General features: G+C 59.4%; 21 protein-coding genes. 4 read left to right on the top strand and 17 right to left on the bottom strand.

The window, feature by feature from the left end; all coding sequences use genetic code 11:
• Positions 1 to 68: 68 nt before the first annotated feature.
• The 3 genes from htpG to GN234_RS26510 all read right to left on the bottom strand — a co-directional run bounded on the left by htpG (position 69) and on the right by GN234_RS26510 (position 2,995).
• Entirely contained in the window at positions 69 to 1,973 is a 1,905-nt protein-coding gene (gene htpG / locus GN234_RS26520; RefSeq protein WP_109754455.1) for a molecular chaperone HtpG, read from the bottom strand.
• An 87-nt stretch (positions 1,974 to 2,060) separates the two neighbouring features.
• Complete coding sequence (locus GN234_RS26515) at positions 2,061 to 2,522, bottom strand: PaaI family thioesterase (RefSeq protein ID WP_109754456.1); 462 nt, start codon at positions 2,520 to 2,522, stop codon at positions 2,061 to 2,063.
• The gene (locus tag GN234_RS26510; RefSeq protein WP_092171195.1) at positions 2,519 to 2,995 is read right to left on the bottom strand and encodes a PaaI family thioesterase; all 477 of its coding nucleotides are present in this window, start codon (positions 2,993 to 2,995) and stop codon (positions 2,519 to 2,521) included. Before GN234_RS26510 ends, GN234_RS26515 begins: the two co-directional genes overlap by 4 nt.
• 158 nt (positions 2,996 to 3,153) lie before the next feature.
• Between GN234_RS26510 and GN234_RS26505 the strand changes: the two genes are divergently transcribed.
• Entirely contained in the window at positions 3,154 to 3,402 is a 249-nt protein-coding gene (locus tag GN234_RS26505) for a hypothetical protein (protein WP_109754457.1), read from the top strand.
• Positions 3,403 to 3,472: 70 nt separating this feature from the next.
• On the opposite strand, the gene GN234_RS26500 is transcribed toward GN234_RS26505, so the two are convergent.
• The 11 genes from GN234_RS26500 to sdhC form a co-directional block, all read right to left on the bottom strand.
• Entirely contained in the window at positions 3,473 to 4,210 is a 738-nt protein-coding gene (locus tag GN234_RS26500; protein ID WP_176689297.1) for a DUF599 domain-containing protein, read from the bottom strand.
• A gap of 236 nt (positions 4,211 to 4,446) precedes the next feature.
• Positions 4,447 to 5,760, bottom strand: coding sequence for a branched-chain amino acid transport system II carrier protein (gene brnQ / locus GN234_RS26495; RefSeq protein ID WP_116833182.1), 1,314 nt, complete (start codon positions 5,758 to 5,760; stop codon positions 4,447 to 4,449).
• Positions 5,761 to 6,247: 487 nt separating this feature from the next.
• Positions 6,248 to 7,132, bottom strand: a complete 885-nt coding sequence (gene sucD / locus GN234_RS26490) for a succinate--CoA ligase subunit alpha (protein ID WP_014339581.1) — start codon at positions 7,130 to 7,132, stop codon at positions 6,248 to 6,250.
• The gene (gene sucC / locus GN234_RS26485) at positions 7,132 to 8,298 is read right to left on the bottom strand and encodes an ADP-forming succinate--CoA ligase subunit beta (RefSeq protein WP_003179235.1); all 1,167 of its coding nucleotides are present in this window, start codon (positions 8,296 to 8,298) and stop codon (positions 7,132 to 7,134) included. The genes sucD and sucC overlap by 1 nt, the downstream gene beginning before the upstream one ends.
• A 196-nt stretch (positions 8,299 to 8,494) precedes the next feature.
• Complete coding sequence (gene lpdA, locus GN234_RS26480) at positions 8,495 to 9,931, bottom strand: dihydrolipoyl dehydrogenase (RefSeq protein ID WP_109754460.1); 1,437 nt, start codon at positions 9,929 to 9,931, stop codon at positions 8,495 to 8,497.
• A gap of 111 nt (positions 9,932 to 10,042) precedes the next feature.
• Positions 10,043 to 11,266 (bottom strand): 2-oxoglutarate dehydrogenase complex dihydrolipoyllysine-residue succinyltransferase, encoded by a 1,224-nt coding sequence (gene odhB, locus GN234_RS26475; RefSeq protein ID WP_176689296.1) that lies wholly within the window; start codon positions 11,264 to 11,266, stop codon positions 10,043 to 10,045.
• A 44-nt stretch (positions 11,267 to 11,310) separates the two neighbouring features.
• Positions 11,311 to 14,142 carry a 2-oxoglutarate dehydrogenase E1 component gene (locus GN234_RS26470; RefSeq protein WP_109754461.1) on the bottom strand — a complete coding sequence of 944 codons (2,832 nt, stop codon included), beginning with the start codon at positions 14,140 to 14,142 and terminating at the stop codon, positions 11,311 to 11,313.
• A 262-nt stretch (positions 14,143 to 14,404) separates the two neighbouring features.
• Entirely contained in the window at positions 14,405 to 15,109 is a 705-nt protein-coding gene (locus GN234_RS26465; RefSeq protein WP_018610098.1) for a succinate dehydrogenase iron-sulfur subunit, read from the bottom strand.
• Positions 15,110 to 15,120: 11 nt separating this feature from the next.
• Positions 15,121 to 16,893, bottom strand: coding sequence for a succinate dehydrogenase flavoprotein subunit (gene sdhA, locus GN234_RS26460; RefSeq protein ID WP_116833183.1), 1,773 nt, complete (start codon positions 16,891 to 16,893; stop codon positions 15,121 to 15,123).
• Positions 16,894 to 16,896: 3 nt separating this feature from the next.
• On the bottom strand, positions 16,897 to 17,265 hold the full coding sequence (gene sdhD / locus GN234_RS26455; RefSeq protein ID WP_003204438.1) for a succinate dehydrogenase, hydrophobic membrane anchor protein: 369 nt from the start codon (positions 17,263 to 17,265) through the stop codon (positions 16,897 to 16,899).
• Positions 17,259 to 17,633 (bottom strand): succinate dehydrogenase, cytochrome b556 subunit, encoded by a 375-nt coding sequence (gene sdhC / locus GN234_RS26450; RefSeq protein WP_003179220.1) that lies wholly within the window; start codon positions 17,631 to 17,633, stop codon positions 17,259 to 17,261. The genes sdhD and sdhC overlap by 7 nt, the downstream gene beginning before the upstream one ends.
• A gap of 365 nt (positions 17,634 to 17,998) precedes the next feature.
• Between sdhC and gltA the strand changes: the two genes are divergently transcribed.
• On the top strand, positions 17,999 to 19,288 hold the full coding sequence (gltA, locus tag GN234_RS26445; protein ID WP_092224685.1) for a citrate synthase: 1,290 nt from the start codon (positions 17,999 to 18,001) through the stop codon (positions 19,286 to 19,288).
• A gap of 275 nt (positions 19,289 to 19,563) precedes the next feature.
• Here gltA and GN234_RS26440 read toward each other — a convergent pair whose 3' ends face one another.
• The 3 genes from GN234_RS26440 to GN234_RS26430 form a co-directional block, all read right to left on the bottom strand.
• The gene (locus GN234_RS26440; protein ID WP_116833184.1) at positions 19,564 to 21,222 is read right to left on the bottom strand and encodes a cation acetate symporter; all 1,659 of its coding nucleotides are present in this window, start codon (positions 21,220 to 21,222) and stop codon (positions 19,564 to 19,566) included.
• Entirely contained in the window at positions 21,219 to 21,530 is a 312-nt protein-coding gene (locus tag GN234_RS26435; protein ID WP_060741155.1) for a DUF485 domain-containing protein, read from the bottom strand. The genes GN234_RS26440 and GN234_RS26435 overlap by 4 nt, the downstream gene beginning before the upstream one ends.
• 318 nt (positions 21,531 to 21,848) lie before the next feature.
• On the bottom strand, positions 21,849 to 22,700 hold the full coding sequence (locus GN234_RS26430; protein WP_116833185.1) for a glycine betaine ABC transporter substrate-binding protein: 852 nt from the start codon (positions 22,698 to 22,700) through the stop codon (positions 21,849 to 21,851).
• A gap of 427 nt (positions 22,701 to 23,127) precedes the next feature.
• Here GN234_RS26430 and GN234_RS26425 point away from each other — a divergent pair, with 427 nt between their 5' ends.
• Entirely contained in the window at positions 23,128 to 24,426 is a 1,299-nt protein-coding gene (locus tag GN234_RS26425) for an alpha/beta fold hydrolase (protein WP_109754465.1), read from the top strand.
• On the top strand, positions 24,419 to 25,207 hold the full coding sequence (locus tag GN234_RS26420) for an MlaA family lipoprotein (RefSeq protein ID WP_109754466.1): 789 nt from the start codon (positions 24,419 to 24,421) through the stop codon (positions 25,205 to 25,207). The genes GN234_RS26425 and GN234_RS26420 overlap by 8 nt, the downstream gene beginning before the upstream one ends.
• The last annotated feature ends 17 nt before the right edge of the window (positions 25,208 to 25,224 follow it).

The following is a 25,224-nucleotide window of genomic DNA, read 5'->3' as shown; positions in this document are numbered from 1 at the left end:
ACGGACTCCTCTTGAACGGAACACCAGAAATGAAAAAACCCGCCGAAGCGGGTTTTTCCTGCACTTGCTTAAGCTGACAGCTCAACCAACAGCTTGTTCAGGCGACGCACATACGCCGCCGGGTCCTTCAGGCTGTCGCCAGCTGCCAGGGCCGCCTGGTCGAACAGGATGTGCGACAGATCGCCGAAACGCTCTTCGCTCTGCTCGTTGTCGAGTTTTTCCACCAGCGGGTGGGCCGGGTTGAATTCGAAGATCGGCTTGGAGTCCGGGACCTTCTGGCCGCTGGCTTCGAGGATCTGGCGCATCTGCAGACCGAGGTCCTGCTCACCGATAGCCAGGATCGCCGGGGAGTCGGTCAGGCGGTGCGAGACCCGCACTTCGCTGACAGCATCGCCCAGGGCCGTCTTGATTCGCTCGACCAGGCCTTCCTTGCTCTTGGCGACTTCTTCGGCGGCTTTCTTGTCTTCTTCCGAATCCAGGTTGCCGAGGTCCAGGTCACCACGAGCCACGTCGACGAAGCTCTTGCCGTCGAACTCGTTGAGGTAGCTCATCAGCCACTCGTCGATGCGGTCGGTCAGCAGCAGCACTTCGATGCCTTTCTTGCGGAAGACTTCCAGGTGCGGGCTGTTCTTGACCTGTGCATAAGTTTCACCGGTCAGGTAGTAGATCTTGTCCTGGCCTTCCTTGGCGCGGGCCAGGTAATCGGCCAGGCCAACGATCTGCTCGCCATCGTCACCCTGTGTCGAGGCAAAGCGCAGCAGGCCGGCGATCTTCTCTTTGTTGGCGAAGTCCTCGGCCGGGCCTTCCTTCATCACCTGGCCGAAGTTTTTCCAGAAGCTCTTGTACTGCTCGGGCTCGTTCTTCGCCAGCTTTTCCAGCATGTCCAGCACGCGCTTGGTCAGCGCCGACTTCATGGAGTCGATGATCGGGTCTTTCTGCAGGATTTCCCGCGAAACGTTCAGGGACAGGTCGTTGGAATCGACCACACCCTTGATGAAGCGCAGGTACAGCGGCAGGAACGATTCGGCCTGGTCCATCACGAACACACGCTGCACGTACAGCTTCAGCCCGCGTGGCGCTTCGCGCTGGTACAGGTCGAACGGCGCACGGGCCGGCACGTACAACAGCGAGTTGTATTCCAGCTTGCCTTCGACCTTGTTATGGCTCCAGCTCAGCGGGTTCTCGTAGTCGTGGGCGATGTGCTTGTAGAACTCCTGGTATTCCTCGTCCTTCACTTCAGTGCGCGGACGGGTCCACAGGGCACTGGCGCGGTTGACGGTTTCCCACTCCACTTCCGGTTTTTCTTCACCTTCGGCAGCGGCGACTTCCTTCGGCAACTCGATCGGCAGCGCGATGTGGTCGGAGTACTTCTTGATGATGTTGCGCAGGCGCCAGCCATCGGCAAACTCGTCTTCGCCGGACTTGAGGTGCAGCACGATGCGGGTACCGCGATCAGCCTTGTCGATGGTAGCGACTTCGAACTCGCCTTCGCCCTTGGACGACCAGTGCACGCCTTCGCTCGCAGCGAGGCCGGCACGGCGGCTGAACACTTCGACCTGGTCGGCCACGATGAACGCGGAATAGAAACCGACGCCGAACTGACCGATCAGGTGGGAATCTTTCTTCTGGTCGCCGGACAGGTTCTTCATGAAATCGGCGGTGCCGGACTTGGCGATGGTGCCCAGGTGCGTGATCACCTCTTCGCGGCTCATGCCGATGCCGTTGTCTTCGAGGGTGACGGTTTTCGCGTCCTTGTCGAAGCTCACACGGATTTTCAGCTCAGCGCCGCCTTCCAGCAGTTCAGGCTTGGAAAGGGCTTCGAAACGTAATTTGTCGACAGCGTCAGAGGCGTTCGAAATCAGCTCGCGAAGGAAAATTTCCTTATTCGAATACAGCGAGTGAATCATCAGGTGCAGCAGCTGCTTCACCTCGGTCTGGAAGCCCAGGGTTTCCTTTTGAGTTTCCACGCTCATGGTCATCAAACTCCAAGTGGATGGTGGTGTCCGCCTCGCTGAGATTGGCGGCGGGATGTCCACAAGGTGGGGGCAAAGGGGATGATTTCAAGGGCGCGCGGGTTTTGAAGGTTCCTGGATCTTGAAATGCGCCCGGGCGGTGGCGATGGGTTCGGCCTCGACGTCTTGCCAGGCGGTGATCGCGACGTTGGCGACCCGCCGACCCTGGCGCCAGACCTGGCATTTGGCGTAGGTGTCGCGAAACTGCCCGGTGCGTAGGTAATCCAGGGAAAAGTCGATGATTTTCGGCACGCCCGGTGCGCCGGTGGCGATCAACAGATGCACCGCAGCCGCCAGTTCCATGAAACCAGCAATGACCCCACCGTGGATGGCCGGCAGTAAAGGGTTACCAATGTTGTCCTTGTTGGCCGGCAAACGAAATACCAAATCGTCGCCCTGACGCGTGCAGTCGACGCCGATGAGTTGGGCATAGGGGATCGAGGCGAGCAGCAGTGCGTAGTCGCCCTGCTCACAGGCGCGGCGTAGTTGTTCCTGGGTGGTATCGGTCATGGCTGGCCCACGGCGGTCATCGGACTGGCTTTTCCCATGCCCCTGGCATGCTGGCCCAGGCGCATGAACGTGCCCACCACATGGGCGATGGGTTGCTCGGGGTCGTCCTGATAGGCGAAACCGCGGGTGAAGATCACGTCCGGGGTCACCCGATAGCACTGGGCGAAGCCGTAGACGTCCTTGTGGGGTTCGGCGGCGTGCATGTAGTCGATGCGCAGGTCGAGGGTGGGGCAGACTTCGAATTGTGGCAGCACACACAAGGTCGACATGCCGCACGCGCTGTCCATCAATGAAGTCAACGCGCCACCATGGATGATGCCCGTCAGGGGATTGCCAACGATTTGCGGGCTGAACGGCAGGATGAGCGTCAGCCCATCACGACTGGCGCTGTGCAACTTCAAGCCCAACACCTGGCAATGCCGCAGGGCGGATAAAAAGCGCGTGGCACGCTCAAAAATGGGATCTTCAGCCATGTCCATCAATGCCCTTGTTTGTTTATAGGCCTGGCAACAGGCGTGTCCGCTAAAGTTCCGCGACCGTGCAAAGTTATATATCTGTAGCAAAAGAGGAACTTAACCTGAGGGGGGTCGCTCAAAAGGCCAGTAGTTATTTCCATAAGGAGAAACACCCCATGCGTAAGACTTTTGCTATTGCCTTGATGTTGGCCGCCTCCCTCGGTCTCGCTGCCTGCGATAAAAAATCCGAGGACAAGGCTCAAGATGCCGCAAAACACGCCGAGCAAGCTCAGCAAGACATGAACAAAGCACAGGATAAAGTGAACGACGCGGCAAAAGAAAACGCCGATGCCGCCAAAGCTCAGGCTGAATCGAACGAAGCAGCTGCGAAAGAAGCCCCTGCTACCGCGCCTAAAACCAACTAATACGGTTTTAGCAGTAAAAGAAAACCCGCCTGGTGCGGGTTTTCTTTTGCCTGCGATTTGGAGACGCCTGTCACGCCGCGTCCTTGGCGACCTCGGGCGCTGGCGCTTCCGTGGGGGTATAGACCATCACATCCAGCACATCGGAATGAAATTCGCGCTGATACAGCACGAACACCACGCCAGCACTCATCAACATGAATAACCAGGGGCTGACGAACCACGCCAACATGGTCATACCGAAGTAATAGGCACGCAGGCCAAAGTTGAATTGGTTGGCCGCCATGGAGATGACCCGCGCCGCCCTGAGTGCAAACGCCTTGCGCTCCTGCTCCGAGACATGACGCTCGCCGATCATCGGCGCCGACCCCACCAGGACCGCCGCGAAGTTGTATTGGCGCATGCACCAACTGAACGTGAAGAACGCATATACGAACACCAATGCCAGGCAGAGCAACTTGACCTCCGCCATGCCCTGGGAAGCCTGTTGCACCATGGGTATGTCGGCCAACAACGACACCGCCCGATCAGACGCCCCGAGCACCGTCAGGATACCGGCCAGGATGATCAGCGTGCTGGAGGCGAAGAATGAGGCATTGCGTTCGAGATTGCCGATCACGCTGGCATCGGCGATACGATTCTCACGCAACAGCATGCGGCGCATCCAGTCCTCGCGGTACAGGTGCATCACACTGGCCAGGCAGGCCGTGTCGCGCGCCTTCCAGGTGGCGTAACGGGTGTAGCCCGCCCAGCAGATGATGAACCAGGCGGCGGCAAGCAGATGGATCAGGTTGGCTTGGATGAATGACATTCGATTTCCTGTGACGAAACAAACTCTGCGGCAATAATATCAGCGAACCCTGTGTGGGAGCGAGCCTGCTCGCGATAGCGATATAACTTTCACTTCTATATCGACAGTTCCGACGCTATCGCGAGCAGGCTCGCTCCCACAGTCCACGAAAAAAGACACCGCACCCAAAAAAAAATGCCCCGTATCGATTGATACGGGGCATTTCGGTTGTAGCCGGTGAATCTGCCTGAAGCTGCTTAAGCCAGTGCTTCGCTGCGCTTGCCCAGCAGACGATCACACACCACCGCGACCGCCAGGGTCATCACCGAAGGCACCAGCCAGGCCAGGCCTTGTTCGCTCAGCGGCAGGTGGGCCAGTTGCGTCGGCATCCAATCCGCCAGCCCGGCGCCCTTGAGCGCATCGATCAGGCCAAACAGGAACGACACCAGCATCACTGGGCCAACGATGCGCCCCTGCTCGTGCCAGAAGTCCTTGCAGAAGCTCAGGGCCACCAGGGCGATGCACGGCGGGTAGATCGCGGTCAGGACCGGGATCGAGAAAGCAATCAGCTTGGTCAGGCCCAGGTTGGACACCAACAGCGAGAACGCCGCCAGGATCACCACCAGCGTCTTGTAGGACAGCGGCAACACGCGGCTGAAGTACTCGGCGCAGGCGCAGGTCAGGCCGACTGCGGTCACCAGGCACGCCAGGGAGATCAGCACTGCCAGGAAACCGCTGCCCAGGCTGCCGAACGTGTGTTGCACGTAGGCATGCAGCACAGCAGCGCCGTTGGTCGCGCCCACTGCCACTTCATGGCTGCCCGAACCCAGGCGGAACAGGCTGACGTAGACCAGTGCCAGGCCCACCCCGGCGATCAGCCCGGCAATGATGGCGTAGCGGGTGATCAGGGCCGGCGACTCGACGCCCCGGGAGCGGATCGCGTTGACGATAACGATGCCGAACACCAGCGCACCGAGGGTATCCATGGTCAGGTAACCATTGATGAACCCCTGGGAAAATGGCGCCGCAACGTACTCGGGAGTTGCCACGCCGATATCGCCAGCGGGCAAGGCAAACGCCGCGATCCCCAGCACGGCCAGGGCGATGATTTTCAATGGTGCGAGGAAACGGCCAACGGTGTCCAGCAGGCGGCCCGGGTAGAGCGAGATGAAGAACACCAGGAGGAAATACGCTGCACTGTAGAGCAACAGCGCCAGCGGGCTTTCGCCGGTCAACGGTGCGAGGCCGACTTCGAACGAAACGGTGGCGGTACGCGGCGTGGCGAACAGCGGGCCGACTGCCAGGTAGCACACCGCTGCCAATAAGCCGCCGGCGACCTTGCCGATGGGGCTGCTCAAGGCATCCATCGCGCCACCGACCTTGGCCAGTGCGACGACGGTGATAACCGGCAGGCCGACCGCCGTGATCAAAAAGCCCAGCGCCGCCATCCAGACATGAGGCCCGGATTGCAAACCGACGATAGGCGGGAAGATGATGTTGCCGGCCCCGACGAACAGGGCAAATGTCATGAAACCAAGTGCCAGGATGTCCTGGCCTTTCAACACTTTCATTAAGGAAACCACACTACTGAATCGGAATTTAGAGAGGGGATTTCCCTTATGGGTGAGGGAAATGCTGTCGATCCGTATAAGACCGACCCGTTTAGCGCGTCGCTTCCTTGTGGGCAGCAGTCGCAAAAATGGCTGCTAGCCTAACGAATTTGGCGATAAAACGCACTGTAAAGGGGCGAAGTATCCGATGTGCGACGTCCCCGTGTCGCGTTTACGTATCTATTTTTCCGGGTCTCCCCAGTATCTAGAGTGCCCCTGTGGCGAGGGAGCTTGCTCCCGCTGGGCTGCGCAGCAGCCCCAATACAGACAACCGGATCTATTCAGGTAAAGCGGCGCTGTATGGTTTACGACTGCTGCGCAGCCGAGCGGGAGCAAGCTCCCCTCGCCACAAGAGCCCCCTCTACATATTTCCCAGTCACACGGCCAGAAACGACAAAGGCCACCCGAAGGTGGCCTTTGTTGCTGGAACGAAAAAGTCAGCCGAAGCTTACTTCTTCATTTCCCAGCCAGTCAGCTCGGCCAGGGCCTTGCCGATGTCTGCCAGCGAACGCACGGTTTTCACGCCTGCGTCTTGCAGTGCAGCGAACTTCTCGTCTGCAGTGCCTTTGCCGCCAGAGATGATTGCGCCAGCATGGCCCATGCGCTTGCCCGGAGGAGCAGTCACACCAGCGATGTAGGAAACAACCGGCTTGGTCACGTTGGCCTTGATGTAGGCAGCAGCTTCTTCTTCAGCGGAACCGCCGATCTCACCGATCATGACGATCGCTTCGGTCTTCGGGTCTTCCTGGAACAGCTTCAGGATGTCGATGAAGTTCGAACCTGGGATCGGGTCACCACCGATGCCGACGCAAGTCGACTGACCGAAACCGGCGTCAGTGGTCTGCTTCACGGCTTCGTAAGTCAGGGTGCCGGAACGGGAAACGATACCGACCTTGCCTGGCAAGTGAATGTGACCTGGCATGATGCCGATCTTGCATTCGCCTGGAGTGATCACGCCTGGGCAGTTAGGACCGATCAGGGTGATACCCAGCTCGTCGCACTTGACCTTGGCTTCCAGCATGTCGATGGTCGGGATGCCTTCGGTGATGCAAACGATCAGCTTGATGCCGCCGAACGCTGCTTCAAGGATGGAATCCTTGCAGAAAGGAGCTGGAACGTAGATCACGCTGGCGGTGGCGCCAGTGGCAGCTACAGCGTCTTTCACGGTGTTGAACACTGGCAGGCCCAGGTGCTCGGTGCCGCCTTTGCCCGGAGTTACGCCGCCAACCATCTTGGTGCCGTATTCCAGGGCTTGCTGGGTGTGGAAACTACCTTGCGAACCGGTAATACCCTGGCAGATAACCTTGGTGTCTTTATTGATCAGGACGCTCATTATTTGCCCTCCGCAGCTTTGACAACTTGTTGAGCAGCGTCGGTCAGGCTGGTAGCAGCGATGATGTTCAAACCGCTTTCTGCCAGTACTTTAGCGCCCAGCTCAGCGTTGTTGCCTTCGAGGCGAACAACAACCGGGATTTTCACGCCGACTTCTTTCACGGCGCCGATGATGCCTTCGGCAATCATGTCGCAACGAACGATGCCGCCGAAGATGTTGACCAGTACTGCAGCGACGTTGGTGTCGGACAGGATGATCTTGAACGCTTCGGTTACGCGTTCCTTGGTAGCACCACCGCCCACGTCGAGGAAGTTGGCTGGCTTGCCGCCATGCAGGTTGACGATGTCCATGGTACCCATGGCCAGGCCGGCACCGTTGACCATGCAGCCGATGTTACCTTCCAGGGCCACGTAGTTCAGTTCGAACTTGGCAGCGTGCGCTTCGCGCGGATCGTCCTGCGACGGATCGTGGAAAGTCTTCAGCTTAGGCTGACGGTACATGGCGTTGGCGTCGATGTTGATCTTGGCATCGAGGCAGTGCAGGTCGCCGTCGGCCTTGATCACCAGCGGGTTCACTTCCAGCAGCGCCAGGTCGTGGTCCTGGAACAGCTTGGCCAGACCTACGAAGATCTTGGCGAATTGAGTGACCTGCTTGCCTTCCAGGCCCAGCTGGAATGCCAGCTCGCGACCCTGGAATGGCTGTGCGCCAACCAGTGGGTCGATGGTGGCCTTGAGGATTTTCTCAGGGGTGTCGTGAGCGATTTTCTCGATGTCCACGCCACCTTCGGTGGAAGCCATGAACACGATGCGGCGGCTCGAACGGTCAACGACCGCGCCCAGGTACAGCTCTTTAGCGATATCAGTGCACGATTCAACCAGGATCTTGGTGACTGGCTGACCGTTGGCGTCAGTCTGGTAAGTCACCAGACGCTTGCCCAGCCACTGCTGTGCGAAGGCTTTGGCGTCTTCTTTGCTGCGAACCAGCTTTACGCCGCCCGCTTTACCGCGACCACCGGCGTGAACCTGGGCTTTGACAACCCATTCGCTGCCGCCGATTTTGTCGCAAGCTTCTGCTGCCGCTTCCGGGGTGTCTACCGCGTAACCGGTGGAAACTGGCAGGCCGTACTCAGCGAACAGCTGCTTACCCTGATACTCGTGAAGATTCATGCTTATTACCGTCTTCGTTAGGTACTGCGCATTCGGTGCTGCACCGTTCTGGTGCCGCACCACCTGTGACTGCTGCTTGCGTAGCTTTCCGGTCAACCGGTTCGGCTACGCAAGGCTGCGTCCAGCGGATATTCCGCGGTGAGTCTTGCTCGCAAGGCTCACGACGGGCCATACCGCCGTGGTTTCTTATTGTCTATTAACGCTTTTTGCGGTTGGCCACGTGGATGGCGCCGCCATTTACGGCCAGGGCCGCTTCGTGCAAGGCTTCAGACAGGGTCGGATGGGAGAAGACCATCATGCCCAGGTCTTCAGCGCTGGTGCCGAATTCCATACCGATCGCGCCTTGCTGTACCAGTTCGGCAGCGCTTGGGCCAATGACGTGAACGCCCAACACGCGGTCCGTCTTGGCATCGGCGATCACTTTGACGAAACCACCGGTATCGTTGGCTGCCATGGCACGGCCACTGGCGGCGAACGGGAAGGTGCCGACGTTAACTTCAACGCCTTCGGCTTTCAAGGCCTGCTCGGTTTTACCGACCCATGCGATTTCCGGGTGGGTGTAGATGACCGATGGGATCAGGTCGTAGTTCATCTGGGCTTTGTGGCCCTTGATGCGCTCGACGACCATGATGCCTTCTTCGGACGCCTTGTGCGCCAGCATCATGCCGCGTACCACGTCACCGATGGCGAAGACGCCTGGTACAGTGGTGGCGCATTGATCGTCAACCTGGATGAAACCGCGCTCGTCGATTTCCACGCCGCTATCGGCAGCCAGCAGATCGGTGGTCACCGGGCGACGGCCGACCGCAACGATCAGCTTGTCGAAGGTGATGGTCTGTTCGCCGTTGCTGTCGGTGTAGTTCACCAGGACTTCTTCACCGTTGACCTTGGAACCGGTCACGCGAGCGCCCAGTTTGATGTCCAGGCCTTGCTTGGTCAGGGTCTTCAGCGCTTCCTTGGAAACCGCGGTGTCAGCGGCCATCAGGAAGGTGTCGAGGGCTTCGAGCACGGTCACTTGTGCGCCCAGGCGCGACCAGACCGAACCCAGCTCCAGGCCGATCACGCCAGCGCCGATCACGCCCAGGCGTTTTGGCACGGACTGGAATTCCAGGGCGCCGGTGGAGTCGACGATCACGTTCTGATCGACTGGAGCCGGTGGAATGTCGATCGGACGCGAGCCCGGTGCCAGGATCACGTTCTCGGCTTCGATCACTTCAACCGAACCGTCTGGCTTGGTCACTTCGACTTTCTTGCCCAGCAACAGCTTGCCGTGGCCTTGGATCGAGGTCACGCCGTTAGCCTTGAACAGGGTGGCAACACCGCTGGTCAGGTTCTTGACGATGCCAGCCTTGCGGCCAACCATCGCTGCGACGTCCATCTTGACTTCGCCGGTGGAGATACCGTGGACGTTGAAGCTTTCTTTCGCTTCCTTGTACTTCCAGGAGCTGTCCAGCAGCGCCTTGGATGGAATGCAACCGACGTTCAGGCAAGTACCGCCCAGGGCCAGCTTGCCCTCGCCATCGGTGTATTTCTCGATGCAGGCAGTGGTAAGGCCAAGTTGCGCGGCCTTGATGGCCGCTACGTAGCCGCCAGGGCCCGCACCAATCACTACCACGTCGAATTTCTGAGTCATGAGTCATTCCTTTTCGAATCAAACCGGACGGTCACTTGTGGTGACCGTCGTGGGGACGAAACCGGTTGTTTCAGCAAGAGGCCGGTCAACCGACCGGCCCTCGCGGCGAAATCAGATATCCAGCAGCAGACGAGCCGGATCTTCAAGCAGGTTCTTGATGGTTACCAGGAAAGTCACGGCTTCTTTACCGTCGATCAGGCGGTGATCATAGGACAGTGCCAGGTACATCATCGGACGAATCACGACCTGACCGTTGATCGCCATCGGACGTTGCAGAATGTTGTGCATGCCCAGGATAGCCGCTTGCGGCGGGTTGACGATCGGGGTCGACATCATCGAACCGAATGTACCACCGTTGGTGATGGTGAACGTACCGCCGGTCATCTCTTCGATGGACAGCTTGCCGTCACGGGCCTTCTTGCCGAAGGTGGCGATGCCGCCTTCGATTTCGGCCAGGCTCATCAGCTCGGCGTTACGCAGTACCGGGACCACCAGGCCACGGTCGCTGGAAACCGCAACACCGATGTCGGCGTAGCCGTGGTAGACGATGTCGGAACCGTCGATCGACGCGTTGACGGCCGGGAAACGTTTCAGCGCTTCGGTGGCAGCCTTGACGAAGAACGACATGAAGCCCAGGCGTACGCCGTTGTGGGACTTCTCGAACAGATCCTTGTACTTCGAACGCAGGGCCATGACTTCGGTCATGTCGACTTCGTTGAAAGTGGTCAGCATCGCCATGTTCGACTGGGCTTCGACCAGACGCTCGGCAACCTTGGCCCGCAGGCGGGTCATCGGAACGCGTTTTTCAACACGATCACCGGCAGCGAACACCGGCGCGGCAGCAGAAGGCGCGGCTGGCTTGGCGGGTGCGGCGGCTGGAGCGGCTTTCTTGGCGGCAACGGCGGCAACCACGTCTTCCTTGGTCACACGACCACCCTTGCCAGTACCGGCAACGGAAGCGATGTTGATGCCGTTCTCTTCGGCGATCTTGCGCGCAGCAGGCGCAGCGACTGGATCGTCTTCGCCGTCGGCAGCTGGAGCAGCGGCCTGGGCGGCAGCCGGTGCAGCGGCGGCGGCAGGAGCAGCGGCGGCAGCGCCGCCTTCTTCGATCGAGCCCAGGACCTGGTTCGACAGAACGGTAGCGCCCTCCTCGGCAACGATTGCGCCCAGCACGCCGTCAGCTTCGGCCAATACTTCCAGCACGACCTTGTCGGTCTCGATGTCGACGATCAGGTCGTCACGCTTGACGGCCTCGCCTGGTTTCTTGTGCCAGGTGGCAACGGTGCCATCGGCAACCGATTCCGGGAATGACGGGGCTTTGATTTCGATAGCCATTATCTGTGGGTCCTTAAAATTCGGTTTCAGTCAGCGCGAAGGCGTTAAACAGTGAAAGCATCTTGCAGCAGTTTTTCCTGCTGCTCGGCGTGCATCGACGCATAACCACACGCAGGTGCAGCGGAAGCATCACGGCCAGCATATTCAAGGCCCAGGGCCTTGTTATGGTTGCCAATGCTGCGACGCAGATGATGCTGGCTGCTGTACCACGCGCCCTGGTTCATCGGTTCTTCCTGACACCACACCACGTGGGTGAGGTTGGTGTAAGGCGCGATGGCCTCCATCAGGTCTTCTTCCGGGAACGGGTAAAGCTGCTCGATACGCACGATGGCGATGTCTTCGCGGCCTTCGGCACGACGTTTTTCCAGCAGGTCGTAGTAGACCTTGCCGCTGCACAGGATCAGGCGAGTCACCTTCGCCGCGTCCAGGGTGTCGATTTCCGAAATGACGGTCTGGAAGGAGCCTTCGGCCAGATCTTCGAGCGTGGAGATCGCCAGTTTGTGACGCAGCAGCGACTTCGGTGTCAGCACGATCAACGGCTTGCGCAGCGGACGGATGACCTGACGACGCAGCAGGTGGTAGATCTGTGCCGGGGTGGTCGGTACGCAGACCTGGACGTTGTGCTCGGCGCACAGTTGCAGGTAACGCTCCAGACGTGCCGAAGAGTGCTCCGGCCCCTGCCCTTCATAACCGTGTGGCAACAGCATGGTCAGACCGCAGAGACGGCCCCACTTGTGCTCGCCGCTGGTGATGAACTGGTCGACAACCACCTGGGCGCCGTTGGCGAAGTCGCCGAACTGGGCTTCCCAGATCACCAGCGCATTCGGCTCGGTGGTGGAATAGCCATATTCGAACGCCAGGACGGCTTCTTCGGACAGCAGCGAATCGTACAGGTCGAAACGGGGCTGGCCTTTGTACAGGTGTTGCAGCGGGATGTAGGTGCTGGCGTCTTTCTGGTTGTGCAGCGCCGCGTGGCGGTGCGAGAAAGTACCGCGACCTACATCCTGGCCGGTGATGCGAATCGGGTGACCTTCGAACGCCAGGGTCGCGTACGCCATGGTTTCAGCGTAACCCCAGTTGATCGGCAGGCCGCCGGCTTGCATCTTCTGCCGGTCTTCGTAGATTTTCGCGACCTGGCGCTGAACCACGAAGCCTTCCGGGATTTCCAGCAGCTTGGCGGACAGTTCCTGCAGGGTCTTGAGGTCGAAACGGGTGTCGTGACGCGCGGTCCAGGCATGGCCCAGATAAGGACGCCAGTCCACGAACAGCTCTTTGTTCGGCTCTTTGACCAGGCTTTTTACAACGTGCAGGCCGTTATCCAGGGCATTGCGATATTCATCGACTTTTTCCTGGACGCGCTCGGCATCCAACACGCCGCCTTGGGTCAGGCGCTCGGCATACAGTTCACGGGTGGTGCGCTGCTTGGCGATCTGCTGGTACATCAACGGCTGGGTGCCGCTTGGCTCGTCGGCCTCGTTGTGGCCGCGACGACGGTAGCAGACCAGGTCGATCACCACGTCGCGCTTGTACTGCATGCGGTAGTCGATGGCCAACTGAGTCACGAACAGCACGGCTTCCGGGTCATCGCCATTCACATGGAGAATCGGCGCCTGGATCATTTTCGCGACGTCGGTTGCGTACTCGGTGGAACGCGAGTCCAGCGGGTTGCTGATGGTGAAGCCGACCTGGTTGTTGATCACGATGTGCACGGTGCCGCCGGTCTTGAAACCGCGGGTCTGCGACATCTGGAAGGTTTCCATGACCACGCCTTGACCGGCGAATGCCGCGTCACCGTGGATGGAGATCGGCAGCACCTTCTCGCCAGTCGGGTCGTTGCGACGATCCTGACGGGCACGGACCGACCCCTCGACCACCGGGGAAACGATTTCCAGGTGGGACGGGTTGAATGCCATGGCCAGGTGGACTTCACCGCCGGTGGTCATCACGTTGGACGAGAAGCCCTGGTGGTACTTGACGTCACCGGAGCCCAGCTCGACCTTCTTCTTGCCTTCGAACTCGTCGAACAGCTCGCGCGGGTTCTTGCCGAAGGTGTTGACCAGCACGTTCAGACGGCCACGGTGGGCCATGCCGATGACGACTTCCTTGGTGCCGTAGGAACCGGAACGCTGGATCAGCTCGTCGAGCATCGGAATCAGGCTTTCGCCGCCTTCCAGGCCGAAACGCTTGGTGCCCGGGTATTTGGTGCCCAGGTATTTCTCCAGGCCTTCACCGGCAGTGACGCGCTCGAGCAAGTGGCTCTTGATCTCGGCGGAGTACGTCGGACGGCCACGAACGCTTTCCAGACGCTGCTGGAACCACTGGCGCTGCTCGGAATCGGTGATGTGCGTAAATTCAGCGCCGATGGTGCGGCAATATGTCTGCTGCAACGCTTCGTGAATTTCGCGTAGGCTCGCTTCCTCTTTGCCGATGAACAGGTCGCCGGCACGGAAGGTCGTATCAAGGTCGGCATTGGTCAAGCCGTAGTGAGTGATCGACAGGTCTGCAGGTGCAGGACGCTGCCACAGCCCCAGCGGGTCGAGCTGGGCTGCCTGGTGGCCTCGCATCCGGTAGGCCTGGATCAGTCGCAGCACTTCAACTTGCTTCTTCTCGTGCTCGGAGCTCACGCTGCCGGCAGACACCGGTTGAGCGCGGCGCTGGTTCTTTGCCAGCAGCACGAAATGATCGCGAATCGTCGAGTGCGAAACATCAGTGGCAGAGTTACCGTCAGCCGGCAACTTCTGAAAGTAGGTGCGCCATTCTTCTGGCACAGCGTTAGGGTCGTGCAGGTAGAGCTCGTAGAGCTCTTCCACATAGGCAGCGTTACCACCGGAGAGGTGGGCACTGTTCCACATGCGCTGCATCACGCTTTCTTGCATGCTTGGTCACCCTCGATTAGGGGAACACCACCGGCGAAAACACCGAGCAAACTTGCAGAAGTCCGAGTGCAGCGACTAAAACAAGCCACTTAGGATCACGCTGATAGTCCGGGTACCAGCCCGGATGCCCCTGCTTGTCTCATTTCTTCAAAATAAGAACCGCCGCTTTGTGAGCGGCTGTTCTGGTTATAGCCAAGACGCGGGTTGAAGCCCACGCCCTGGCCTTTACGGGTACAGCGGTTCTACGGGTACAGCAGCTGAATCACACGCCGCTTTGCAGCAACATGTTACGTACGTGACCGATGGCCTTAGTCGGGTTCAGGCCTTTCGGGCAGACGTTGACGCAGTTCATGATCCCGCGGCAGCGGAATACGCTGAACGGGTCATCCAGTGCAGCCAAACGCTCGGACGTCTTGGTGTCACGGCTGTCTGCCAGGAAGCGGTACGCTTGCAGCAGGGCGGCCGGGCCCAGGAACTTGTCCGGGTTCCACCAGAAGGATGGGCACGAGGTCGAGCAGCAAGCGCACAGGATGCACTCGTACAGACCGTCGAGCTTCTCACGCTCTTCCGGAGACTGCAGACGCTCGATGGCCGGAGCCGGCGTGTCATTCTGCAGGTATGGCTTCACCTTCTCGTATTGCTTGTAGAAGATGCTCATATCGACGACCAGGTCACGGATAACCGGCAAACCTGGCAGCGGACGAACGATCAGCTTGTTGCCCTTGACCACGGCGGACAGCGGCGTGATGCAGGCCAGGCCGTTCTTGCCGTTGATGTTCATGCCGTCGGAGCCGCAAACGCCCTCGCGGCAAGAGCGACGATAGGAAAAACCTTCGTCCTGTTCCTTGATCAGGGCCAGCACGTCCAGCACCATCAGGTCCTTACCACCGGTATCGACCTGGAAATCCTGCATGAACGGCGCAGCGTCCTGATCAGGGTTGTAGCGATAAACACTGACTTGCAACATGGCGGCCACCCTTAATAAGTCCGAATCTTAGGTTCAAAAGTCGGAACAGTCTTCGGCGAGAAGTTCACGGCACGCTTGGAGACGCGTTTTTCACCCGGGAAGTACAAGGTGTGGCACAGCCAGTTTTCGTCGTCACGATCTTCGAAGTCTTCACGGGCGTGAGCGCCGCGGGACTCTTTACGTACTTCGGCAGCGATGGCGGTAGCTTCAGCCACTTCCAGCAGGTTCTGCAGTTCCAGCGCTTCGATACGGGCAGTGTTGAACGCCTGCGACTTATCGTTGATCTTCACGTTGGCGATTCGTTCACGCAATTGTGCCAGCTGGGCAATACCCTTCTGCATGTATTCGCCGGTACGGAATACACCGAAGTAGTTCTGCATGCAGTTTTGCAACTCGCGACGCAGGGTCGCCACGTCTTCGCCTTCGGTACGCTCGTTCAGGGCGGACAAACGCGCCAGGGCCGCTTCGATGTTGGCGTCGGTGGCGTCGTCGTACTCGATACCGTCGGACAGCGCCTTCTCCAGGTGCAGGCCGGCAGCGCGGCCGAAGACCACCAGGTCGAGCAGCGAGTTGCCGCCCAGGCGGTTGGCACCGTGAACCGATACGCACGCCACTTCACCCACTGCGAACAGGCCAGGGATGATTTCGTCGACGCCTTCGGCGTTCTGGGTGATCGCCTGGCCGTGGATGTTGGTGGCAACGCCGCCCATCATATAGTGGCAGGTTGGAACCACTGGAACCGGCGCAACGACTGGGTCGACGTGAGCGAAGGTCTTGGACAGCTCGCAGATACCTGGCAGGCGGCTGTGCAGCACTTCCTCGCCCAGGTGGTCGAGCTTGAGCATCACGTGGTCGCCGTTCGGGCCACAGCCGTTGCCGGCGATGATCTCTTTAACCATCGAACGAGCCACGACGTCGCGACCGGCAAGGTCCTTGGCGTTCGGAGCATAACGCTCCATGAAACGCTCGCCGTGCTTGTTGATCAGGTAACCACCTTCACCACGGCAACCTTCGGTCACCAGTACACCGGCGCCGGCGATGCCGGTCGGGTGGAACTGCCACATTTCGATGTCTTGCACCGGAACGCCAGCACGCAAGGCCATGCCGACGCCGTCACCGGTGTTGATCAGGGCGTTGGTGGTGGAAGCGTAGATACGGCCAGCACCGCCGGTCGCCAGCACGGTGGCCTTGGCGCGGATGTAGGTGGTTTCGCCGGTTTCAATGCAGATCGCAATCACGCCGACGAAGGCGCCGTCCTGGTTTTTCACCAGGTCAACGGCGTAGTACTCGTTCAGGAACGTGGTACCGGCCTTCAGGTTGCCCTGATAAAGGGTGTGCAGCAGTGCGTGACCGGTACGGTCGGACGCCGCGCAAGTACGCGCAGCCTGGCCGCCCTTGCCGTAGTCCTTGGACTGACCACCGAACGGACGCTGGTAGATGCGGCCGGTTTCGGTACGTGAGAACGGCAGGCCCATGTGGTCCAGCTCGAACACCGCGGCCGGGCCTTCCTGACACATGTATTCGATAGCGTCCTGGTCACCGATGTAGTCGGAACCCTTGACGGTATCGTACATGTGCCAGCGCCAGTCATCGTTCGGATCGGCCGAAGCAATGGCGCAGGTAATGCCGCCCTGGGCGGATACAGTGTGCGAACGGGTCGGGAAAACCTTGGTGATCACGGCAGTCTTGTGACCGCCCTGTGCCAGTTGCAGCGCTGCGCGCATGCCGGCACCGCCACCACCAATGATGATGGCGTCGAAAGAAATCGTTGGAATGTTAGCCATGGATCAGATACCCCAGAGAATCTGCACACCCCAGACGAAGTAAGCGAACATCGCAACGCCGCATACTGCCTGGAAGAGGAAACGTACGGCAGTCGCCGATTTGCCGAACGCCATTGGCGTCAGGTAGTCGGTCGCGATGGTCCACATGCCGACCCAGGCGTGAGCGCCCAGTGCGACGAGTGCCAGCAGACTGAAGATACGCATCCAGTTGTTTGCGAACAGTTCATGCCATTGGGCATAGCCCAGGCCAGGGTTTGCCACGACATATCCGATCAGGAAAATGAAGTAAGCCGCGAGAACGACCGCAGACACACGCTGGGCCATCCAGTCATAGAGGCCCGAACGCGAAAGGTTCGTGACGTTGGTTACCATATCCAGACTCCTGCCAGAACGATCAGCACCGCAGACACGGCGATAATGATTTTCGAGCCCAGCTTGCCGCCTTCCAGCGTCTCACCGATGCCCATGTCCATGATCAAGTGGCGCACACCGGCGACCAAGTGATACAGCAAGGCGGACAGGATGCCCCAAATCACTAGCTTGGCTAGCGGACTGGTCAGACACGCTTTCACCTGACCGAAGCCTTCTTCCGAATCGAGCGACTTGTCCAATGCATAAAGCATGATGGCCAGGCTGACGAAGAGGATGACACCGGAAATACGGTGAAGAATGGACGTGTAAGCAGTGACTGGGAGTTTGATGGTCCTTAGGTCTAGGTTTACAGGTCGTTGGCTTTTCACGGCTTTTTTTTCACACTGAAGAGCCCCTAACAATCAGGGCAAAGTTGTTGGGGCGCGCACTGGTCAGGTACTCACCACCCAGGGAGTGACGACCCCCAAGAAAGCAGGCCCAAAAGCCCCTGGCGGTCGGTGGCCGAGTATAGACAGTTAGGCTACTAATGACAACGCGTTCACCTTCCCCTAATAGCGCATTGCACATATGCGGCAAAAGGCGTAAACGGCAGGCAATTTCGCGGAAAAAGTCCGGTTAAAGCCTTCTGGAGCAAGACTTTAGGCAAATTGACATTCGGATTTATCTCACTATAGTGGTGCGGGCCCTGCGTGGGGGGTCTGTCTGATGATTTCAAGCATTAATAGGAGGCCACATGGCTGACAAAAAAGCGCAGTTGATCATCGAGGGCGCAGCCCCCGTCGAGCTGCCCATTTTAACCGGCACCGTTGGTCCCGATGTAATCGACGTACGGGGCCTGACGGCCACGGGCCGTTTCACCTTTGACCCAGGTTTCATGTCGACCGCCTCGTGCGAGTCGAAAATCACCTACATCGACGGCGACAACGGCATCCTGCTGCACCGCGGCTACCCGATCGAGCAACTGGCTGAAAAATCGGACTACCTGGAAACCTGCTACCTGCTGCTCAACGGCGAGCTGCCAACCGCAGAGCAAAAGGCCCAGTTCGTCAGCACCGTGAAGAACCACACCATGGTTCACGAGCAGTTGAAGACCTTCTTCAACGGCTTCCGTCGCGATGCCCACCCGATGGCCGTCATGTGCGGCGTTGTCGGCGCCCTCTCGGCCTTCTACCACGACTCCCTGGACATCAATAACCCCCAGCATCGCGAAATCTCCGCGATCCGCCTGGTGGCGAAGATGCCAACCCTGGCAGCCATGGTCTACAAGTACTCCATGGGCCAACCCATGATGTACCCGCGCAACGACCTGACCTATGCAGAGAACTTCCTGCATATGATGTTCAACACCCCGTGCGAGATCAAACCGATCAGCCCGGTACTCGCCAAGGCCATGGACCGAATCTTCATCCTCCATGCCGACCACGAGCAGAACGCCTCCACGTCCACCGTGCGCCTGGCCGGCTCCTCGGGTGCCAACCCGTTCGCCTGTATCGCCGCCGGTATCGCCGCACTCTGGGGCCCTGCCCACGGCGGTGCCAACGAAGCGGTACTGACCATGCTCGATGAAATCGGCGATGTCTCGAACATCGACAAGTTCATCGCCAAGGCCAAGGACAAGAACGATCCGTTCAAGCTGATGGGCTTCGGTCACCGGGTCTACAAGAACCGCGACCCGCGCGCCACCGTCATGAAGCAGACCTGCGACGAAGTGCTCAAGGAACTGGGGATCACCAACGATCCGCAACTCGAACTGGCCATGCGCCTGGAAGAGATCGCCCTGACCGACCCGTACTTCATCGAGCGCTCGCTGTACCCGAACGTCGACTTCTACTCGGGGATCATCCTCAAGGCGATCGGCATTCCAACCAGCATGTTCACCGTGATCTTCGCCCTGGCGCGGACCGTGGGCTGGATCTCCCACTGGAAGGAAATGCTCTCCAGCCCGTACAAGATCGGCCGCCCACGCCAGTTGTACACCGGCTACGAGTCGCGTGACATCACCAAGCTGGAAGACCGCAAGTAAGACCTGCCTTGCAATAAGGTCCCAAGCTGCACCAAAACAGCCCCTGCCTCTTATATAAGAGCAGGGGCTGTTTTGTTTGTGCCCTCCTTATCTGATCCAGAATCTGCTGTGACAGACCCGGCGCATCGCGAGCAGGCTCGCTCCCACACTGGAATGCACTCCTTGTGGGAGCGAGCCTGCTCGCGATGGCGTCATCACTCACACCACTGTTATCGCACACAAAAAAATACCCCAGCCTCTCGACCGGGGTATTTCTTCAAGCACTTACCACTACATCAATGGTTAACCGCCCCGCTCGCCCCCAAACCAGTCTGCGAACGCACGAACTGCGGGAAGAACAGCGCCCGCTCGTTTGCGCCTTCAGCCGATTTGTCGGTGATGGAGAAGAACCAGATGCCGACGAAGGCAATCGCCATGGAGAACAGCGCCGGGTATTCATACGGGAAGATCGCCTTCTCGTGACCCATGATCTGCACCCAGATGGTCGGACCGAGCACCATCAGGCCCACGGCACTGACCAGGCCCAGCCAGCCACCAATCATGGCGCCACGGGTGGTCAGTTTCTTCCAGTACATCGAAAGCAGCAGTACCGGGAAGTTGCAGCTCGCCGCGATGGAGAACGCCAGGCCCACCATGAACGCGATGTTCTGCTTCTCGAACAGGATACCCAGGCCGATCGCCAGCACCGCCAGGGCGATGGTGGTGATTTTCGACACACGAATCTCTTCTTTCTCGTTGGCCTTGCCTTTCTTGATCACGCTGGCATACAGGTCATGGGACACCGCCGAGGCACCGGCCAGGGTCAGGCCTGCTACCACCGCCAGGATGGTGGCGAACGCTACGGCCGAAATGAAGCCCAGGAAGATACTGCCGCCCACGGCGTTGGCCAGGTGCACCGCCGCCATGTTATTACCACCGAGCAAGGCACCTGCCGCGTCCTTGAAGGCCGGGTTGGTGCTGACCAGCAGGATCGCGCCGAAGCCGATGATGAAGGTCAGGATGTAGAAGTAGCCGATGAAACCAGTGGCATACAGTACGCTCTTGCGCGCTTCCTTGGCATCGCTCACGGTGAAGAAGCGCATCAGGATGTGTGGCAGGCCGGCGGTACCGAACATCAGTGCCAGGCCCAGGGAGAAGGCCGAGATCGGATCCTTCACCAAACCGCCAGGGCTCATGATCGCCTCGCCTTTAGGGTGCACCTTGACCGCTTCGGCAAACAGCATGTTGAAGTCGAAGTTGACGTGCTTCATGACCATCAACGCCATGAACGAAGCACCCGACAGCAACAGCACCGCCTTGATGATCTGTACCCAGGTGGTGGCCAGCATGCCGCCGAACAGCACGTAGAGGCACATCAGGACACCCACCAGGATCACCGCGACGTGGTAGTCCAGGCCGAACAGCAGCTGGATCAGCTTGCCGGCACCGACCATTTGCGCGATCAGGTAGAACGCCACCACCACCAGCGAGCCGCAGGCGGACAGACTGCGGATCTGGGTTTGCCCCAGGCGATAGGACGCCACGTCGGCAAAGGTGTACTTGCCCAGGTTACGCAGGCGCTCGGCGATCAGGAACAGAATGATCGGCCAGCCCACCAAAAAGCCGATGGAGTAGATCAGGCCATCGTAGCCAGAGGTAAACACCAGGGCGGAAATACCCAGGAAGGACGCTGCCGACATGTAGTCGCCCGCGATTGCCAGGCCGTTCTGGAAGCCGGTGATCTTGCCGCCGGCCGCATAGTAGTCGGCCGCCGAGTTGTTTTTCTTGGATGCCCAGTAGGTGATGTATAAAGTCGCGCCGACGAAGGCCACGAACATCAGGATAGCCGCGACGTTGAGGGGTTGTTTCTGCACGGCACCGGTCAGGGCTTCAGCCGCCCAGGCGCCCGGAGCGAACGCTGCGATGCTCAATAGAGCCAGTAGACGCCGGATCATTGCTGAGCCTCCTTGAGAATCGCATTGTTCAGGTCGTCGAACTCGCCGTTGGCGCGCCGCACGTAAATACCGGTCAGGATGAAGGCCGAGACAATCAGACCGACACCGATGGGAATGCCCCAGGTAATGGTGGACTCAGGCGTGATCTTGGCCCCGAGAATGTGTGGCCCGTAGGCGATCAGAAGAATGAAGCCGGAATACAGCCCAAGCATGATCGCCGAGAGAATCCAGGCGAACTTTTCCCTTTTTCTCACCAGCTCCTTGAAGCGCGGGCTGTTTTGAATCGAGAGGTAAATGCTGTCGTTCATTGTTTTTATCCTCGCAGCACAGATTTAATTGGAACGACTCTACTCTATGCGGCTCAAGGCGAGGTTCCAGACGACCTTAGTATTAGAACGACATGACGGTTTTGCCAGTTTTCCGCAAACTTTAGCTACGCCCTCCTCAAGTGGGAGCGAGCCTGCTGGCGATTGCAGTAGCACATTCAGCATAGATGCAAGCAGATGCACCGCTATCGCGAGCAGGCTCGCTCCCACAAGGGATTTGCATGCACTTGAGAATTTCGGGCACAAAAAAACCGCATGACACACGCTCATGCGGTTTTCGGAACAGTCAGACCAGGTCGATTACTTGATCCACTCCGCCACGCGATCCGGGTGCTTGGCGACCCAGTCCTTGGCAGCGGCTTCCGGCTTGGCGCCTTCCTGGATTGCCAGCATGACTTCGCCGATTTCGTCTTTCGACGACCACTGGAAGTTCTTCAGGAACTTGGCCACTTCCGGGGCCTTGGTGTCCAGCTCCTTGCTGCCGATGCTGTTTACAGTCTCAGCCGCGCCGTAGACGCCTTTCGGGTCTTCCAGGAAGCGCAGTTTCCACTTGGCGAACATCCAGTGCGGCACCCAACCGGTGACGGCGATGGATTCGTTTTTCTTCTCGGCACGGGTCAGCTCGGCGATCATGCCGGCGCCGGAACTGGCCTTGAGTTGATAACCGGTCAGGTCGTAATCCTTGATCGCCTGTTCGGTCTTGAGCATCACGCCTGAACCGGCGTCGATGCCGACGATGCGCTTCTTGAAGGAATCGTCGGTCTTGAGATCCTCGAGCGACTTGGCCTTGACGTACTCCGGCACGATCAGGCCGATTTTCGCGTCCTTGAAGTTGGGGCCGTAATCGACCACGTTGTCTTTGTTCTTGGTCCAATAGTCGCCGTGAGTCACCGGCAGCCAGGCCGAGAGCATCGCGTCGAGCTTGCCGGTGGCCACGCCTTGCCACATGATCCCGGTCGCGACCGCTTGCAGTTTCACGTCATAACCAAGTTTCTGCTTGATCACTTCGGCGGCCACGTGGGTGGTCGCGACGCTGTCGGACCAGCCGTCAACGTAACCGATGCTCAGGGTTTTGGTTTCGGCGCTGGCCAGGGTGGAGCTGATCGCCAGTACCAGTGCGGCACCTGCGCCCAAGAGTCGTCGCATCTTCATCGTTACTTCCCCGAAAGTGCTGCGCCCGGCGGATGCCGAGCGACGTCAACGTATTGTTATGGTGCTCAGCGCCCCCATCACGCTCACCTGCAAACCGGCCCGCACGCCAGTGGAGTACTGACTCGTTGATCATCAACCTGCGCCGATCCGGAACCTGCTCTGCCTGCGACGTCGAAGCAACGAGAAACGACATCAGAACGCCACCCCCCCTTTTGTTCCAGGCATTAGTACCAGCGCCACACGAAAGATTTTGCGGTCAAATCCGGCAAACGCCAGATAACTAGCCGCCACCACGCCCGACCGTGTATCGTCCCGCTACTATCGCACCCCGTCCGCGCCTGTTTTGTGCCCGTCATGGCACTTGGCTCTGCTTCGGTGGTCATAGCCTGCGAACCTCATTCGGCACCTTCCTCTAAGGGATTCAGTCATGCTCCGTTCCTTGCGCTTCGCTGCCCTTCTCGGCGGCCTTATCCTGAGTGCGTCCGCGCTGGCGGCAGATATTGACGCCGCCAGCTATGGCTACCCCTTGACCAACCCGTTCGAGGCGACCATCGCCACCACGCCGCCGGACCTGCGTCCGGAGCTGCCGCTGATCGAAGACATCAACCAGGCCGACCACAGCCTGACCCTGCGCCCGGAACGCGAGTTCATCCTGCCGGACAACTTCTGGCCGGTGAAAAGCCTCACCTACCGCATGGCCACCCAGGACAAGCCCGCGCCGCTGATTTTCCTGATCGCCGGCACCGGTGCGCGCTTTGACAGTAGCATCAATGAATACCTCAAGCGCCTCTACTACAAGGCCGGCTACCACGTCGTGCAGTTGTCATCGCCCACCAGCTTCGACTTCATGAGTGCCGCTTCGCGCTTCGCCACGCCAGGCATTTCCAAGGAAGACGCCGAGGACATGTACCGGGTGATGCAAGCCGTGCGCGCGCAAAACCCCAAGCTGCCCGTGACCGAGTATTACCTCACCGGCTACAGCCTCGGCGGCCTGGATGCGGCCTTCGTCGCCCACCTGGACGAAACCCGGCGCAGCTTCAATTTCAAGAAAGTGCTGTTGCTCAACCCACCGGTGAACCTCTACACCTCGATCACCAACCTGGACAAACTGGTCCAGACCGAGGTCAAGGGCATCAACAGCACCACGACCTTCTATGAACTGGTGCTGAACAAGCTGACCCGCTACTTCCAGCAAAAGGGCTACATCGACCTCAACGACGCCCTGCTTTATGACTTCCAGCAGTCCAAGCAGCACCTGAGCAACGAACAGATGGCGATGTTGATTGGCACCTCGTTCCGTTTCTCGGCGGCCGACATCGCGTTCACCTCGGACCTGATCAATCGTCGCGGCCTGATCATCCCGCCCAAGTTCCCGATTACCGAAAGCACCAGCCTGACGCCGTTCCTCAAGCGCGCGCTGCAATGCGATTTCGACTGTTACCTCACCGAGCAGGTGATCCCCATGTGGCGCGCGCGCACCGACGGCGGCAGCCTGCTGCAACTGGTCGACCAGGTCAGCCTGTACGCGCTGAAGGATTACCTGCACGACAGCCCGAAGATTTCCGTCATGCACAATGCCGACGACGTCATTCTTGGCCCGGGCGACCTGGGCTTCCTACGCAAGACCTTTGGCGATCGCCTGACGGTTTATCCACTGGGCGGCCACTGCGGCAACCTTAACTACCGCGTCAACAGCGACGCCATGCTGGAGTTTTTCCGTGGCTAAATACCTGCTGCTTATCGCCGCGTTAATGAGTGCGGGCATGGTCCATGCCGACAACAGCAAGGCCAATGCGCCTGTGGTGGTGGATTCGGACGGTTTCAAGGAACCGCTGACCAAGCTCAAGTTCAACCCGGGACTGGACCAGCGCGAGTTCGAGCGCTCCACGCTCAACGCCCTGAACGTCTATGACCCGCTGGAGTCCTGGAACCGTCGGGTCTATCACTTCAACTACCGCTTCGACCAGTGGGTATTCCTGCCCGTGGTCGACGGCTACCGCTACGTCACGCCCAGCTTCGTGCGCACCGGGGTGAGCAACTTCTTCAATAACCTGGGGGACGTGCCGAACCTGATGAACAGCCTGCTGCAATTCAAGGGCAAGCGTTCGATGGAAACCACCGCGCGACTGTTGCTCAACACCACCGTCGGCATTGCCGGCCTGTGGGACCCGGCCACCGCCATGGGCCTGCCGCGCCAGAGCGAAGACTTCGGCCAGACCCTGGGCTTCTACGGTGTGCCCGGCGGCGCGTACTTCGTGCTGCCGATCTTCGGCCCTTCGAACCTGCGCGACACCTCGGGCCTGCTGGTGGACTATACGGCTGAATCTGCGATCAACTTCCTGAACGTCTCCGAAGTCAGCGGCAACCACCCGGAACTCCTGCTCCTGCGTGGCGTGGACAAGCGCTACCAGACCAGCTTCCGCTATGGGCAACTGAACTCGCCGTTCGAGTATGAAAAGGTGCGCTACGTGTACACCGAATCGCGCAAACTGCAGATTGCCGAATAACTTCTGGCTACCCCAAA

This window comes from Pseudomonas bijieensis (assembly GCF_013347965.1).
In the GTDB taxonomy this organism is placed as follows: domain Bacteria; phylum Pseudomonadota; class Gammaproteobacteria; order Pseudomonadales; family Pseudomonadaceae; genus Aquipseudomonas; species Aquipseudomonas bijieensis.
Note: the sequence above shows the minus strand (reverse complement) of the source record. Positions and strands in the feature narration are given on the sequence as shown.

What these genes read in the sequence shown, in the direction of transcription:
- GN234_RS26515 (WP_109754456.1), bottom strand. Translation starts at nt 2,522, where the DNA reads ATGACCGATACCACCCAGGAACAACTACGCCGCGCCTGTGAGCAGGGC.
- sdhD (WP_003204438.1), bottom strand. Translation starts at nt 17,265, where the DNA reads ATGGTAACCAACGTCACGAACCTTTCGCGTTCGGGCCTCTATGACTGG.
- GN234_RS26440 (WP_116833184.1), bottom strand. Translation starts at nt 21,222, where the DNA reads ATGATCCGGCGTCTACTGGCTCTATTGAGCATCGCAGCGTTCGCTCCG.
- lpdA (WP_109754460.1), bottom strand. Translation starts at nt 9,931, where the DNA reads ATGACTCAGAAATTCGACGTGGTAGTGATTGGTGCGGGCCCTGGCGGC.
- GN234_RS26500 (WP_176689297.1), bottom strand. Translation starts at nt 4,210, where the DNA reads ATGTCATTCATCCAAGCCAACCTGATCCATCTGCTTGCCGCCGCCTGG.
- odhB (WP_176689296.1), bottom strand. Translation starts at nt 11,266, where the DNA reads ATGGCTATCGAAATCAAAGCCCCGTCATTCCCGGAATCGGTTGCCGAT.
- brnQ (WP_116833182.1), bottom strand. Translation starts at nt 5,760, where the DNA reads ATGAAAGTGTTGAAAGGCCAGGACATCCTGGCACTTGGTTTCATGACA.
- GN234_RS26465 (WP_018610098.1), bottom strand. Translation starts at nt 15,109, where the DNA reads ATGTTGCAAGTCAGTGTTTATCGCTACAACCCTGATCAGGACGCTGCG.
- sucC (WP_003179235.1), bottom strand. Translation starts at nt 8,298, where the DNA reads ATGAATCTTCACGAGTATCAGGGTAAGCAGCTGTTCGCTGAGTACGGC.
- GN234_RS26510 (WP_092171195.1), bottom strand. Translation starts at nt 2,995, where the DNA reads ATGGCTGAAGATCCCATTTTTGAGCGTGCCACGCGCTTTTTATCCGCC.
- GN234_RS26425 (WP_109754465.1), top strand. Translation starts at nt 23,128, where the DNA reads ATGCTCCGTTCCTTGCGCTTCGCTGCCCTTCTCGGCGGCCTTATCCTG.
- sdhA (WP_116833183.1), bottom strand. Translation starts at nt 16,893, where the DNA reads ATGGCTAACATTCCAACGATTTCTTTCGACGCCATCATCATTGGTGGT.
- sucD (WP_014339581.1), bottom strand. Translation starts at nt 7,132, where the DNA reads ATGAGCGTCCTGATCAATAAAGACACCAAGGTTATCTGCCAGGGTATT.
- GN234_RS26470 (WP_109754461.1), bottom strand. Translation starts at nt 14,142, where the DNA reads ATGCAAGAAAGCGTGATGCAGCGCATGTGGAACAGTGCCCACCTCTCC.
- htpG (WP_109754455.1), bottom strand. Translation starts at nt 1,973, where the DNA reads ATGAGCGTGGAAACTCAAAAGGAAACCCTGGGCTTCCAGACCGAGGTG.
- GN234_RS26430 (WP_116833185.1), bottom strand. Translation starts at nt 22,700, where the DNA reads ATGAAGATGCGACGACTCTTGGGCGCAGGTGCCGCACTGGTACTGGCG.
- GN234_RS26505 (WP_109754457.1), top strand. Translation starts at nt 3,154, where the DNA reads ATGCGTAAGACTTTTGCTATTGCCTTGATGTTGGCCGCCTCCCTCGGT.
- GN234_RS26435 (WP_060741155.1), bottom strand. Translation starts at nt 21,530, where the DNA reads ATGAACGACAGCATTTACCTCTCGATTCAAAACAGCCCGCGCTTCAAG.
- gltA (WP_092224685.1), top strand. Translation starts at nt 17,999, where the DNA reads ATGGCTGACAAAAAAGCGCAGTTGATCATCGAGGGCGCAGCCCCCGTC.